8 protein-coding genes are annotated in these 15,067 nt (G+C 43.8%); 3 read left to right on the top strand and 5 right to left on the bottom strand.

Annotated features, from left to right (window positions below; translation table 11 throughout):
- Nucleotides 1–449: 449 nt before the first annotated feature.
- The gene (gene hmpA, locus EGC80_RS06680) at nt 450–1,631 is read right to left on the bottom strand and encodes an NO-inducible flavohemoprotein (protein WP_124014089.1); all 1,182 of its coding nucleotides are present in this window, start codon (nt 1,629–1,631) and stop codon (nt 450–452) included.
- 186 nt (nt 1,632–1,817) lie between these two features.
- Here hmpA and norR point away from each other — a divergent pair, with 186 nt between their 5' ends.
- Together norR and EGC80_RS06690 are read left to right on the top strand one after the other, a co-directional pair.
- On the top strand, nt 1,818–3,398 hold the full coding sequence (gene norR / locus EGC80_RS06685; RefSeq protein ID WP_124014090.1) for a nitric oxide reductase transcriptional regulator NorR: 1,581 nt from the start codon (nt 1,818–1,820) through the stop codon (nt 3,396–3,398).
- A gap of 140 nt (nt 3,399–3,538) precedes the next feature.
- Nucleotides 3,539–4,297, top strand: a complete 759-nt coding sequence (locus EGC80_RS06690) for a DUF1499 domain-containing protein (RefSeq protein ID WP_233768605.1) — start codon at nt 3,539–3,541, stop codon at nt 4,295–4,297.
- 483 nt (nt 4,298–4,780) lie between these two features.
- Here the strand turns inward: EGC80_RS06690 and EGC80_RS06695 are convergent, their stop codons facing one another.
- The 4 genes from EGC80_RS06695 to EGC80_RS06710 all read right to left on the bottom strand — a co-directional run bounded on the left by EGC80_RS06695 (nt 4,781) and on the right by EGC80_RS06710 (nt 12,699).
- Nucleotides 4,781–6,025 (bottom strand): MFS transporter, encoded by a 1,245-nt coding sequence (locus EGC80_RS06695; protein WP_124014092.1) that lies wholly within the window; start codon nt 6,023–6,025, stop codon nt 4,781–4,783.
- Between the two features lie 261 nt (nt 6,026–6,286).
- Nucleotides 6,287–7,759 carry a group II intron reverse transcriptase/maturase gene (gene ltrA, locus EGC80_RS06700; protein ID WP_124012858.1) on the bottom strand — a complete coding sequence of 491 codons (1,473 nt, stop codon included), beginning with the start codon at nt 7,757–7,759 and terminating at the stop codon, nt 6,287–6,289.
- A gap of 689 nt (nt 7,760–8,448) precedes the next feature.
- Nucleotides 8,449–9,921 carry a group II intron reverse transcriptase/maturase gene (ltrA, locus tag EGC80_RS06705; protein WP_124693462.1) on the bottom strand — a complete coding sequence of 491 codons (1,473 nt, stop codon included), beginning with the start codon at nt 9,919–9,921 and terminating at the stop codon, nt 8,449–8,451.
- A gap of 987 nt (nt 9,922–10,908) precedes the next feature.
- Nucleotides 10,909–12,699: a flavocytochrome c gene (locus EGC80_RS06710; RefSeq protein WP_124012660.1), complete on the bottom strand. Its 1,791-nt coding sequence runs from the start codon at nt 12,697–12,699 to the stop codon at nt 10,909–10,911.
- Between the two features lie 397 nt (nt 12,700–13,096).
- On the opposite strand from EGC80_RS06710, the gene EGC80_RS06715 reads away from it, so the two are divergent.
- On the top strand, nt 13,097–15,064 hold the full coding sequence (locus EGC80_RS06715; RefSeq protein ID WP_124012659.1) for an ATP-binding protein: 1,968 nt from the start codon (nt 13,097–13,099) through the stop codon (nt 15,062–15,064).
- The last annotated feature ends 3 nt before the right edge of the window (nt 15,065–15,067 follow it).

Here is a 15,067-nt window from a genome sequence, read left to right on the forward strand (position 1 = left end):
AAGCCCACATGGATGCGGATTGTAAAATCAAGAGCTGGCGCCGCGCTTAATCATCTGCACTAAGGTCACTCTTTCACATCCCTATGATCGCGACATTTACTACGTCCTGTAGCTCACATGTTGCAGGCAATTAGTAACAATGACGCTATGGTTTGAGTCAAGCTAAACCAATACCAAGTAAGCTGAGTTAATCAATACCTCAAACACACATTGGTCCAATAAGTGAGTTAGGGGAAGATCTCGATAAGCATATTAAAGATATAGGAGGATTTACTCGTGCCTCCTATATTTTTTGACCATTGGCATTACTTGATAATCTATATGTTCGGTATGTCATCATAACCGTTTTGGGACTAGATAAGATCAATTCTAAAGATTACTAAAAAGCCCTGACTGAATAGTCAGGGCTTTCTTATACTTTCTTATACTCTGTTATATTTGTTGGGCTCTTAAGCGGTTAACGCTTCAGCTGGGCCGAAGAATTCATAATGAATTTGGCTTTCTGGTACACCTAAGCTGGTGGCGATGGCCAATGCTGCTTTCATAAAACCAGTAGGGCCAAGCAGATAGAATTCTACATCGCGGTCTGCGGGTAGCTGCTCTGCAATCATTGAGGCATCAATAAACCCAGTCGCATGAGGTTGGCAATGAGGTTCTGGTTGACTGTAAACATACAGCGGCTTGATATGTTCATGGACAGAGGCCAGTTGGTCAACATGTTGTTTAAAGGCGTGCACATCGCTATTAAGGGCCGCATGAATAAAGCGAATATCACGGCCTGAACCGGCTTCAGTATTGAGCATACTGATCGCAGGAGTAATGCCCACACCGCCAGTCAATAAAATTAACGGTTTGGTGTTTTTACGTAAGGTGAAATCGCCACTGGGTGCACGTAACTTCACTTTATCGCCTAACTGAATCTTGTCATGTAAGTGATTTGATACCACACCATTGGGTTCAAGTTTGACACTAATTCTTAAGTGATCTTTACCGGCCGCGTCAGACAAGCTGTAGTTACGACGCATCGGTATTCCGCCGATATCATCAAATACCAGCGTCAGGAATTGTCCCGCTTCAAAGCTTGGAATGCCGTTGTCATCTTGTGGTTGAAAGTAAAATGAGCTGATTACTGAGCTTTCATCCACGCGTTTGACTAAAATAAACTCTCGCTCGCCACGCCAACCACCTGGCTGTTGCTCTTTAGCTGTATAAATTGACTCTTCTGCGGCAATCAAAATGTTGGCTAATTGGCCATAAGCTTTGGCCCAAGCGTCCATCACTTCATCTGTCGCAGCATCACCGAGTACGGCTTTAATGGCTTGTAATAAACAACTGCCAACAGCGTCATATTGTTCAGGTAAAATGCCTAATGCAACATGCTTTTGAACGATTTTACTGACCGCTTCGCTTAGGTTTCCCAATTCATCAATATTGGCGCCATAAGCAATAACCGCATTTGCCAGTGCTTTAGGCTGAGTGCCTTTGCCTTGGTTCGTTTTATTGAAAAATGGCAATACTTCTGGATACTGGGCAAACAGTAATGGGTAAAAATGGCTAGTGATGTCATTAGCGTAAATTTGCAGAGCCGGAACGGTGGCTTTAATGATTTGAACAGTTGCAGTGTCTAACATTAATGATTTCCTTTAGGGAGTAAAATAGCGATAAGCTTCAATCAATTACCTTGTCTATCCAGACACTGCACAGAACACGCCAATATTTATCCACCTGATTTATAAGGTGTAATTTTGTTAAGGGTTAATTTGACCTAGATCAATATATGTGTCAAATTAACCTAAATTGGGTTAATTTGACTTATTATGAATATTGCTCCCTTTATAGACATTGTAGAAGACTTAAATCGTGATCTTGTAAAATCTGAACGTTACTTGCGCCTGATTTTGGCGATTCAACGCGCGATACCATGTGATGTGGTGGCCTTGTTGAAGCTTAAACACGATCATTTGGTGCCTGTTGCGGTCGTAGGCCTTAAACAAGAGGCACTTGCGCGGCAATTTGCCATTAGTCATCATCCACGCTTACAGCAAATTTTAGCTAATCCACACATTACCCGCTTTGATGCTGAGTCGACACTGCCCGATCCCTACGACGGTTTAGTCGATGATGACAGTGAACAATTGCATGTCCATGACTGCATGGGCAGCACTATTTACATCGATGGTAAACCTTGGGGCGTGCTGACCTTAGATGCGATGCAAGCGGGTAGCTTTGATACGCTTAACCCAACAGAAACCCGTGCTTATATTGCCGCAGTGGCCGCTGCGATTAATACCAGTGAACATATTGAAGCGTTAGAAGTTAAAGTTGAGCGCAACCATCAAGTGGCGCAATACATGCTAGCGACCACGGGACCGTCGAGTATTATTGGTAACAGTGTCGCGGTCCGGGATTTATTGTCAGAGATAAATACCGTTGCCGGCAGTGACCTATCGGTATTAATTACTGGTGAAACCGGTGTGGGTAAAGAGCTGGTTGCCAAAAGCATTCATCAGCAATCACGTCGAAGTGAGCAACCGCTAGTGCAAATTAACTGTGCTGCATTGCCTGAAAACATCGTCGAAAGTGAACTCTTTGGCCATGTAAAAGGCGCATATTCTGGGGCAGTAAGTGATCGTCGTGGCCGTTTTGAACTGGCAGATGGTGGTACGTTATTTTTAGATGAAGTGGGTGAGTTGCCACTAGCGGTACAAGCTAAATTACTGCGTACTTTACAAAATGGTGAGATCCAGCGCGTCGGCAGTGACGATACCATTGTTGTTGATGTCAGGATTGTGGCGGCAACCAATCGTAATTTGCAGCTAGAAGTTAAAGAAGGCCGCTTTAGGGCTGACTTATACCATCGCTTGAGTGTGTATCCTTTGCCAGTGCCACCATTACGCGATCGCGGTAAAGACGTTATTTTACTGGCGGGCTATTTTCTAGAGAAAAATCAACATCAGCTTGGGGTGACTAAACTCAGGCTGCAACAAACCGCGATAGATCAGTTAACCCAATATCATTGGCCCGGCAATGTGCGCGAGTTAGAACACGTACTAAGCCGTGCGGCGCTTCGTGCCACTAGCGAGCAAGGTCGTCATGCCAGCATTATTAGTATCAGTCGTGTTCATCTCGGTTCCGAGTTTTCCCCGAGTCATTCTGTCGCACCAGCGATAGCCGAGGTTGATAACATCAGCGATAATCATTCAACTATCGAGTTATCACAGGTGTTAACCCTAGGATTACGTGATTCAACCGATGAGTACCAGCGGCAAGTGATCCAGACAGTATTAGCGGCCGAACGAGGTAATTTAGCCGCCGTTGCTAGGTGTTTAAAGCTGGATAGAAGTAATTTAATTCGCACCATGCAGCGCTTAGAGCTTGATCCTAACGCTGCGTATTAATCGTAAAAGAGCTACAAAGTCAGCCAGATTATTTGGCAAAATTATTTTTTATGTTTTGTTAGAAATTTATATCGATAATTTCAGGTCAATATAAGTTGGATTAAGTTAGCTCAACTAGAGTCTTCTAAAGGATAGGTGTGATGCAAAAAGATAATTTAGGCAAGGTCGCGTTAGTGGTTGCATTGGTCGCAGTGGCGATAGCGGCTTTAATGGTGTTTGGATCGTCAATGGGATTGTGGGAACCCATCGTCGGCTTTATGGCCAGCCGTAATTACAATAACCTGTTGGGTTATGTGGTAGTGGTTTTTTCGGTGCTGGCATTAGTCACCAGCTTTAGTGCTAAAAGTAGTGCTAAGCAAAACAGTCGCGCTAAGGTCAAAGGCATATTAACCTCGACAATAGCGTTATTACTGGGTTTAGCTATATTGTCACCGCGCATTATGGCGTTGGTTATCGAGCCGGTGAAATATCCACCCATTCACGATATTACTACCAATACTCAATCACCGCCGCAGTTTGAATTTTTAACTGACAGCCGCATTGGAGCAAGAAATAGTTTGGTTTATGGTGGAGAAGAGATTGCCGCGCAGCAACTAAAAGCTTTCCCCACTATTGGGCCTATAGCATCAGACTTATCGGTTGAAGCAGCTTATCAAAAGGCATTAACTGTCGCTAAAACCATGGGCTGGACTATTGTCGCTCAAGACCCAAAAGCACTGCGCTTTGAAAGTACGGCAACAACACCTTTTTTCAATTTTGCAGATGATGTAGTCATCGTTGTGTCTGCACTAGAGCAGGGCAGTCGTATTGATTTACGCAGCGTGTCACGGATTGGTATTGGCGATGCGGGTGTCAACGCGAAACGCATTCAAGAATTTAGTCAGCGATTCTCAAGATGATTTAAACGGTAGATTGTTACTCGGGAAGGGAGCATGAAAATGCTCCTTTTTTGTAGGTTTGATTAATGGGGTTTAACATAAAGATAAAATGAAATAGAGTCCCCATTCTGACATTGTATTGTGCATAGAATATACTTTAATGCTAAGGCATTTATGGACAAAAGTGCATTAGATCTCATACTCAAAATCTTATAATTCACATTACGGTAAGTATGGTAAAACTCTAAAGCTTAAGCCTGCTGGATGGTCTTTACTGAAAAAGGGATGGATCGACGTTCACTCTCGAAACAAAGAAGCTAACCAGAAAGTGTAACTTAGGATTTGCATTGCCGTAAGTCCTCGGCGCAAGCATTCTGCTTCGCTTATCGCCTAAAATCGTGGTCAAATTTAGTTAACCATAGATATCATGGTTAACATTTAATTTGGATTAATGGGCATTAGAACGCCATATCTTTTAATGTCTAAATGGTTGGTTTTTATTTTTTATTGGCAGAGATTTTGTTCCAGTGATTTATTTTTTTCGCCTGCTTTCCAGCCTGTTTCAGTTAAGAATAAAGCAAAGAGAGCAAATAGAATTGGAGCGAAACATGTCAACGACAAGGCGGTCTTGAGACCATATAGAGAGCCCAGCCAGCCTGTCAGAGCGCCGCCAACAGCACCTCCTAAACCACTCAATGAAAAGATAAACCCAGTCCCCATTGATACCGCGCGAGGAGACATGCCTGTCTTATAAAGTGTCGTTAACGCTAGAGGAACAAAGTTGTATGCGGCATACCCAGTGACAAAAGAGACTAAGGACAGTACTGTAATATTGTCGGACAACATCAAGCCATAGTACGAGAAAGGCAATACTACGCCGGAAGCAACAATAAGTGGCTTGTCATAGCCCAATGTTTGCGCAATTACAGGTGAAACTAAGCAAGCAATAGCAGAGCCAATAGGTATAAAACCAAGGATCATGCCCGCTTCCGCGGTTGATAATCCAATATTTTCAACCGCGTAGGTGGCCCAGAATGTGTATATTGCAATCCACGTTAACGACGTTGCAGGCCAGGCCAAAGCCAGAAGCCAGGTATTTTTATAAGCCAATGCCTCTTTCAGAGGCTGGAGTATAGGCACTTTTTCATAATGGGTTGATTGCCAAGGTTGATTGCACTCTTTCGCCACAAACATCCAAACGAACGCCAGCAAAAAAGCAAAGACCCCCATAGCTACCATGACTTCACGCCAGCCTGCCATCATAGCCAAAAACATCGGAAATGCGGCAGTTCCCAGAAGCTGTCCTGCAGGACCGGTAAACATTTCTATGCCGTTCACTGCACCCATTTTTTCTGTTGGGATCCACTGGATCTTAAACACCACCAACACAGAAACAATTCCTGCCGTTACCCCCATCACAAGCAGTCGACCAACAAACAGCATAAATGTGTTTGTTGCAAAACCTTGCAGAAACATACCAATGCCGAGAAGAACAAAAATGCTAAGCAAAACTATCTTCGGTTTTCCTTTACTGATCAGGCAAGTAATTGGAATGGTTAAAAGTCCCTTACCAATCCAGGCTATTGCACTCAGATACCCCGCGGTCTGCAGATCAAAGCCAATATCAGATCTCATATCAGGTAAGATCACACCAAAGGCAAAGTTTGTTAAATTAGCGACCATAAAGGCTAACCATGCTATCCATAAGATAGACCAGCCTCGGACAGGTATTTTACCCCCTCTGTTCATTGCCTCTGTTTCCCTTAGTCAATATTCAAATTAAACAGTCTGTAATGGTCAAGTTATTTTGGCCAATATGCTATAAATCAATCAGTCACTGATTCGGTGTTTATCATTAGATATAATGATGTCACTGGCAATAGCGCGTCACTCACTTTGGTCGGATAGGCGACACCTGTTACCAAGTGCCGCCCTCCTAAGAACCGTACGTGCAACTTTCACTGCATACGGCTCAAGCCTCCGCTAAGGCGTGTTCTGTTACCCAGCACCCTATATCGCAGCCAAGACGGGTTCGAACCATGAGTTTCTACCTTCCTTTGCCCGCTTGCGCGTACCTAAGTAAGCTGCATATTCGGGGTCGTAAGGTGTCGCTGCACTCCTGATTTTCACATGTCTTTGTATTAGCGTTTGAGCTATTTGGACAAGGTTAAACCGACAATCCATGTTCGCTATTTTCTGCCAACCATGAAATTGCCACTGTCCCTTACCATCCAAATAATATTTACGCCTCACCCAGTCTTTACTTTTAGACGGATGACGCCTAACTGCCCAACGCCATAACAACCAGAAAAGTTGATGGCCTACATAACCGAAAACTTGCTTAGCAACACAATGGCGATAATAGTTCGCCCACCCCCTCAGTTTCGGATTCAGTATTTTGATTAAATCGTTAACGGGTATTGTTGGATGTTTTCTGATGAATTCACGTAAGTTGCTCAGAAATGACAGAACGTTGCTCTTGCTCGGTTTAATGAGCAGTTTGCCGTTGTACTTCCTGATATTGAATCCCAGAAAGTCAAAACCATCATTGATATGAGTAATGTGTGTTTTCTCATCAGAGAGTGTTAAGCCCCTTTCCTGTAGAAAGCCAATGAGTTGCGGCTTGATTTCATTAACTAGGACTTCTTGCGAAGAACCTGTGATGACAAAATCGTCTGCGTATCCGATAAAGTTGACTCTATTCCCTGTTTTACGGGCAATAGACTTAACCAACTGTTCTAACCCAGCCAGCGTGAGCAACATAAGCGTAGGCGATATGATCCCACCTTGTGGTGTTCCTTCAGCTGTTTTATAGAACAATCCTTTATCAATATAACCACATCCAAGCCATTGTTTCAGCATTCGTTTATCTAATTGAATGTTGTCGATAAGCCATTGATGACCAATCTTATCGAAACAGGCTTTGATGTCACCCTCAAGAACCCATTGGCTAGAGCGCTTCATACATAAACATTTGAAGCACTGTGCAATTGCATCTGCTGCGCTTCGATTAGGTCGAAAGCCATAGCTATTAAGGTCGGCTACCGTTTCCGAAATAGGCTCCAAAGCGAGAAGATGAAGCGCTTGCTGCGCTCTGTCTATCATGCAGGGAATGCCTAAAGGTCTGAGTTTGCCGTTTTTCTTGGGGATGTAGATACGCCTGAGCGGTTTGGCATGATAGCCTTTTCGACTCAGTTGATTGACCGCAGTCATACAACGAGCATCACTGTTCCAAATGATGCCGTCAATTCCTGGTGTTTTGCTGCCTTTATTTTGAGAAACTCTTTTAACAGCAAGCAATTTTGCTGATGTAGAGTGGGTGAGTATCCACTGCAACGCTTTCGCCTTGCCGTGTTTACCTTCTCGGGTTGCTTTTGCAATGCGCATTTGAAGCTTTAATACATGTTGCTTAACCACTCTCCAGTTAATGGATTGCCATTGAGCATTGTCAGGAGATGCACTAACTTCGTTTGAAGCCATCATTTGCGTTTATCCTTGAATAAAGTTCTTCAAATCATCTTGCAACGGGAGACCAGCTAGAAGTCAGCTCGCTTTCGCGCCAGATAAAATCAGTATCCGCATTATTACAATGCGGCATTCGCTTTTTCTAGCCTCCTTTACCTGCATTACTATCGGTAGCCTTCACAGGTCACTTTCCCCAAAGGGAGTGATACAGGCTTACCCTGTTCCGTATGTCGCGCAACGTCAGGTTAGATGCCCACTCTAGTGCGGAGAGTTATTTGATCACGAAAGAGCACTGCCCAATCTCTTTCCAACTCTCGTGCCTTTTTGGCCACAGCGTATTAACCACTTCCGCTGATTCACGTATAACGCACCTTATATGGATTCACTTATGTTCATCGTACTGACACCCTAGCACTTACCCGATTGTGGTTATCAGGAGGAACGTCCTCTCACGATTTTGTTCCCATTCGGTATAAAACCGAATTTCGTTACATTGTCAGACTCGCTGCTTTATTCAGAGTCTTAGGGGCATCTGGTGATACAGATGGTTCACTCTTATCGCGGTGAACAGCGCTTCATACGACCTCAGGTCGCACGTCGGATAGGCGACACCTGTTACCAAGTGCCGCCCTCCTAAGAACCGTACGTGCAACTTTCACTGCATACGGCTCAAGCCTCCGCTAAGGCGTGTTCTGTTACCCAGCACCCTATATCGCAGCCAAGACGGGTTCGAACCATGAGTTTCTACCTTCCTTTGCCCGCTTGCGCGTACCTAAGTAAGCTGCATATTCGGGGTCGTAAGGTGTCGCTGCACTCCTGATTTTCACATGTCTTTGTATTAGCGTTTGAGCTATTTGGACAAGGTTAAACCGACAATCCATGTTCGCTATTTTCTGCCAACCATGAAATTGCCACTGTCCCTTACCATCCAAATAATATTTACGCCTCACCCAGTCTTTACTTTTAGACGGATGACGCCTTACCGCCCATCGCCATAAAAGCCAGAAAAGTTGATGGCCTACATAACCGAAAACTTGCTTTGCAACACTGTGGCGATAATAGTTCGCCCATCCTCTCAGTTTCGGATTCAATATTTTGATTAAATCATTAACAGGTATTGTGGGATGTTTTCTGATGAATTCACGTAGATTGCTCAAAAATAATAGAACGTTGCTCTTGCTCGGTTTAATGAGCAGTTTGCCTTTGTACTTCCTGATATTGAATCCCAGAAAGTCAAAACCATCATTGATATGAGTAATGTGTGTTTTCTCATCAGAGAGTGTTAAGCCCCTTTCCTGTAGAAAGCCAATGAGTTGCGGCTTGATTTCATTAACTAGGACTTCTTGCGAAGAACCTGTGATGACAAAATCGTCTGCGTATCCGATAAAGTTGACTCTATTCCCTGTTTTACAGGCAATAGACTTAACCAACTGTTCTAACCCAGCCAGCGTGAGCAACATCAGCGTTGGGGAGATTATCCCACCTTGTGGTGTTCCTTCAGCTGTTTTATAGAACAATCCTTTATCAATATAACCACATCCAAGCCATTGTTTCAGCATTCGTTTATCTAATTGAATGTTGTCGATAAGCCATTGATGACCAATCTTATCGAAACAGGCTTTGATGTCACCCTCAAGAACCCATTGGCTAGAGCGCTTCATACATAAACATTTGAAGCACTGTGCAATTGCATCTGCTGCGCTTCGATTAGGTCGAAAGCCATAGCTATTGAGGTCGGCTACCGTTTCCGAAATAGGCTCCAAAGCGAGAAGATGAAGCGCTTGCTGCGCTCTATCTATCATGCAGGGTATGCCTAAAGGTCTGAGTTTGCCGTTTTTCTTGGGGATGTAGATACGCCTGAGCGGTTTGGCATGATAGCCTTTTCGACTCAGTTGATTCACCGCAGTCATACAACGAGCATCAGTGTTCCAAATGATGCCGTCAATTCCTGGTGTTTTGCTGCCTTTATTTTGAGAAACTCTTTTAACAGCAAGCAATTTTGCTGATGTAGAGTGGGTGAGTATCCACTGCAATGCTTTCGACTTACCGTGTTTACCTTCTCGGGTTGCTTTTGCAATGCGCATTTGAAGCTTTAATACATGTTGCTTAACAGCCTTCCAGTTAATGGATTGCCATTGAGTGCTGTCAGAAGAGGCACTAACTTCGTTTGAAGCCATCATTTGCGTTTCTCCTTGAATAAAGTTCTTCAAATCATCTTGCAACGGGAGACCAGCTAGAAGTCAGCTCGCTTTCGCGCCAGATAACAACCTGTATCCATATCATTACAATGCGGCATTTGCTTTTTCTAGCCTCCTTTACCTGCATTACTATCGGCAGTCTTCGCAGACCACTTTCCCAAAGGGAGCAATACAGGCTTACCCTGTTCCGTATGTCACGCAACGTCAGGTTAGATGCCCACTATAGTGCGGAGAGCGTATCGATCACGAAAGAATACTGGACAATTTCTTTCCAACTCTCATTGCCATTTTGGCCACAGCGTATAAACCACTTCCGCTGTTTCTCGTATAACGCACCTTACATGGATTCACTTACGTTCATCATACTGACACCCTAGCACTTACCCGATTTGTGGTTATCAGGAAGAACATCCTCTCACGATTCTGTTCCCATTCGGCAAAAGCCGAATATCGTTACATTGTCAGACTCGCTGCTTTATTCAGAGTCTTAGGGGCATCTGGTGATACAGATGGTTCACTCTTATCGCGGTGAACAGCGCTTCATACGACCTCAGGTCGCACGGGCATGAACGTGTTAGTTGTTGTTTTGCTCATTTTAGTCAGTTCGATATCATCAGTATTCCATCGGTTAAAAATATCCCAAATAGAATCCTTGAGGCATTCAAGTTCGGTGAGCTTTATGTTTAATCTACTTACAGGATTGATTACTCATACATTTCCCTCTACATAACAAACATACACATTCCTCACCATGAAATAATAGACCTATACCGCGCTTCGGTTAATGAGCGGGATGAGTAATGATTTGCGGGGAACTGATATCAATCGTTAAATACGCATCTTAAATCAATCAACTCACTGAGAGTACGATGGAGATAAGTGCATTTATGTAAAAATTCGCCTATAAAAAAAGCCACAGCAATGAACTGTGGCTTACTGATACTAGCGAGTCAGTTAATTCTAAATCGATTAGTTCTTCTTAGAATATTTCGCTGCTTCTTCACCCGCTAAACGACCAAAGGTGACGATGTCTGAAATGGCGTTACCACCTAAGCGGTTTGCACCATGAACACCACCGGTTACTTCACCAGCGCCATATAGGCCAGGAATAACTTGCTTCTTAGCATCCATGACTTCTGCTTTAGTATCGATCATCACACCACCCATGGTGTGGTGAACACCAGGTGTTACTTCGATCGCGTAGTAGTTACCTTCGTTTAGTGCACGAGGTAAGTTTGGACGCTCAAAATCAGTGTCTTTACCGCTAGCGACTAAGCTGTTGTAACGCGCAACGGTTTCAGTCAACGCTTTACCGTCAATGCCTTCCATCTTGCCTAACTTAACTAAAGTATCCGCAGAAGGTGCAACACCTAAACCAATATACTTATCAATTTTAGACAGTGATTTACGAACAGAATCTTCGAAGATTAAAAACGCTGATTTGCCGGTTTGCCCCAAGATAGCCGCAGACGCTTTATCACGTGTAGTGATTTCGTTTACGAAACGCTTACCTTCACGGTTAACCAAAATAGCACCATTACCACGAACCGCTTCAGTGACCATTACGCCACCTTTAACAGATAGGGTTGGGTGAGCTTGGATATACTGCATGTCTTTCAATGCTGCGCCCGCATTTTCGGCAACATCAAGACCATCACCTACCGCACCAGGTTGGTTAGTAGAGATAAAGCCTTTTAGCTTAGGATCAAGCTTAGCGACACGTTCGTTATTTTTAGCGAAACCACCGGTTGCTAATACTACAGCATCCGCTTTCACCCAGTAGTAGCCTTTGTACATACCCTTAACGAGGATACCTTTGACATTACCACTGTCATCTTTAAGGATTTCGATACCACGAGTGTTCATGCGTATGTCGATATTGCGTTTCACGGCATTATCATAAAGCACTTGAACAATATGAGCACCAACACCAGCACCACCAGTTGGACGGTGTGCACGGTTAGCAGATGCGCCGCCCATACGACCGACATCATTTAAATCGGCGCCCATTGCGGTCATCCAATTAACAGAGTCTTTAGAGTGCGAGGTTAAGATTTTAACCAATGCAGGATCGTTTAGGTTACGGCCACCTTTCATGGTGTCTTTGTACATTAATTCAGGGCTATCAGTAATGTCTTTCGCTTTTTGTTGATCAGTCCAAGCAGCGTTCATGCCACCTGCGGCCAATTTAGCGTTACCACCGATAACCGGCTCTTTCTCAATAATAATGACTTTAGCGTCATTATCATATGCAGAGATTGCCGCAGAGAAGCCTGCGCCGCCAGAACCGACAACAATGACGTCAACGGTATCTTGAGGTGCGCTAGCAAGGGCTGCTTGACGTTCTGATTTATCTTTGGCCAATTCTGCAATAGTCGGTTCGTCACGTTGCCATTTTTTAGCATATGGCATGTTGAAATCGAAGCTGTGGCACGAGTCGCAGTACACCATAGATTTTTCGTGAGCGCTGTGACATGTGGTACATGATACATCGCCAGGAAAATGCGAGTCATGAGCATTGTAATGTTCATGCTTAGTGGTTTCAGCCACTTCTGCTAGTGTTCCATGACAAGAAACACATTGGGCATTTTCATAAGTTAAGCTGTCGTTTGATAGTTCACCATCTGGTGTATGGCAGCTGTCACATTCTTGGTTTTGAGCGTGGAATTCGGCTAAGTCATCAGCCGCAACTGCATTGCCCATTAGACCTGCTGTGCCCATTAATGTGGCTAGACAGACTGCAAGTTTCATCTTTTTCATTTTTGCTCCCCCCTCTACATTTAATGACGCTTAGTCGATTAACTATAGAAGTACTCTCATTATTTTATTAAGGTTGAAGTGGTGTTCACTTTCAAAAGTATCGGCAAAACTCATCTCGATTTTATCGGCGATTACTTTTACTCGATTTAATCTTCACCTATGACACTAAGGCCAGCAATAAGATAATCAACAGGGGGGTCAGAAATGTTTCCTCAATCACAAGCAAAAAAATTAACTATGCAAAGATGCATAGTTATAAAGGGGTATATGCGATTTTGCATAGCCTATGTAGAGATAGATCACAGTCTCTAAATATCATCGAAAAAGCTACTTAACGATCTGCTAATTCGCGTAATGCTGCACAGTTTAAGCTGCGGGTGGTGTGTATCATCGCAACATGAGATTTTTATTGCTATTACTTATCATCCTCTCCTTACCTGTGCTCGCTCAAGAAAGCATTGTCTTTGGGGTACACTCAAAAACGGCGCCATTAGAATGGCGTAAAAATGGTGTCGATCAAGGCTTTAATGTCGAGTTGATGAATCGAATCGGTCAGCTCACTAATAAGCGCATCATCGTTCGGCGTAAAAGTTTTCAGCAATTAGTAAAAGATGTTCATAATCCTAACAGTGATATCGATGTGATTGCTGTGGTTAGCCCAGTCAATTTGGACCGCAAGTTAAGCCAATCCGATCCTATCTATGCCACCCATGCTAGAGCCTATACCTTGCAGGGCAAGGCGTTAATAAACAATTGGGCTGATCTCGTTGGTAAGCGTGTTGCCATCAAAATAGGGGCTTTTGTCGATGTATACCTGTCAGGCTATCCGCAAAATTTCGAACGCGTGGATGTCGATCTCTATGAGACAGGCTTTCAACAACTGATTAGCAACCAAGTCGACGTGGTTATTGCTGAAAGCTTTGTTGCGCGGCGTTTACTCCCTTTGTATCCATCGGTTCGCAGTTCAAGTGATGCACTGATCTACGGTGACTTTAATTTTGTTGGTAATGTTAAGAAAACATTATTAATGTACAAAATCAACGAGGCGCTTAGGCAACTAAAACTATCAGGTGAATACGACAAACTAGTCAATAAATGGTTTGGTATTGGGCGAGAGAAAGTGGATTTAACCTCTAATGAACAGCGAATGCTTTCAGTCGCGATGTTGGTCGCGCTTGTCTGTGCAGTAGGCATGGTATACACCGGGTTTATTAGTGCCAGTTTGCGCCGCCACACTAAGGCGCTCGATGCCGAATTAATTCAACGCCGGCGCATTGAAGCTGAGATATTTGAACTGTCGAAACAGTTTCAGTCTGTTCTCGATGGGATCCCCAATGGCGTGACCATAGTAAACCAGGACCTCCAGCATTTATGGAGTAACGATAACAATATTCACCTGTTAGATTCAGATGAGTTTTACTATGTCGACAACGATGTTTTTAAGCTTAAAGGCGCAGTATTAGACGTGTTATCGACCCAAAAGTCGTTTACTGCCGATATGCGGTATCAGCAGCAGTGTTGGCAATTACAAATTCATCCTATTGCCGCAGATCAGGTGGTGATCCTGCTTGAAGAATCAACCGAGCAGCATCACCTGCGACAAGCCAATGAAGAAGCCAGCCGCCTAGCCTCACTAGGAGAACTGTCTGCCGGTATTGCTCACGAAATCAATAATCCAACGGGTCTTATCGTACATGCAGTAGCACTATTTACTTCTGCAATGAAAGACTTAACACCAGCAGCTAGGCATTATCAGAAACAAAACCCCTTCTGGCTTATTGCAGGGCTAAACCCAGACATTGCTATAGAAGAATTACAGTATAGTTGTGGCTCTATTGAAGAGGGCGCCAAACGTATCAGCCGTATCGTTAATGATCTTAAACGTTATGCCATGCCTCATATTGCCAATGAATATACCCAAGTTTGCCTAAATGATGTGGTGCAAGTGGCACTTCGCCTAACCGCGAGTCAAACTAAATTCCATCAGATCACTCCCACGCTGTGTGAACCAAGCCCCAAAATTGAGGGTGATGCTCAGCAGTTACATCAAGTATTAATTAACCTCATTCAAAATGCTTGTCATGCCTGTTCTGAGCAATCGGGATCAATAGTGATAGAGACCCATGTTGAAGGTGATAAGGCTATTTTGAGTATCACCGACAATGGCTGCGGGATGGATAGCGCCACATTAACGCGTATAACAGAGCCCTTTTTCACCACCAGGCGAAACGAAGGGGGCAGTGGGCTAGGATTATCGGTCTGCAGCAAAATTATAAAAGAGCATCAAGGCGAAATGCAGATGCTGTCGAGTGTAGGTAAAGGCACCCGAATTCGCCTAACCTTTGCATTGGAATCACAGGATTAGAAA

The sequence above is a fragment of the Shewanella psychromarinicola genome (assembly GCF_003855155.1).
Taxonomy (GTDB): Bacteria; Pseudomonadota; Gammaproteobacteria; order Enterobacterales; family Shewanellaceae; genus Shewanella; species Shewanella psychromarinicola.

What these genes read in the sequence shown, in the direction of transcription:
- hmpA (WP_124014089.1), bottom strand. Translation starts at nt 1,631, where the DNA reads ATGTTAGACACTGCAACTGTTCAAATCATTAAAGCCACCGTTCCGGCT.
- norR (WP_124014090.1), top strand. Translation starts at nt 1,818, where the DNA reads ATGAATATTGCTCCCTTTATAGACATTGTAGAAGACTTAAATCGTGAT.
- EGC80_RS06690 (WP_233768605.1), top strand. Translation starts at nt 3,539, where the DNA reads ATGCAAAAAGATAATTTAGGCAAGGTCGCGTTAGTGGTTGCATTGGTC.
- EGC80_RS06695 (WP_124014092.1), bottom strand. Translation starts at nt 6,025, where the DNA reads ATGAACAGAGGGGGTAAAATACCTGTCCGAGGCTGGTCTATCTTATGG.
- ltrA (WP_124012858.1), bottom strand. Translation starts at nt 7,759, where the DNA reads ATGATGGCTTCAAACGAAGTTAGTGCATCTCCTGACAATGCTCAATGG.
- ltrA (WP_124693462.1), bottom strand. Translation starts at nt 9,921, where the DNA reads ATGATGGCTTCAAACGAAGTTAGTGCCTCTTCTGACAGCACTCAATGG.
- EGC80_RS06710 (WP_124012660.1), bottom strand. Translation starts at nt 12,699, where the DNA reads ATGAAAAAGATGAAACTTGCAGTCTGTCTAGCCACATTAATGGGCACA.
- EGC80_RS06715 (WP_124012659.1), top strand. Translation starts at nt 13,097, where the DNA reads ATGAGATTTTTATTGCTATTACTTATCATCCTCTCCTTACCTGTGCTC.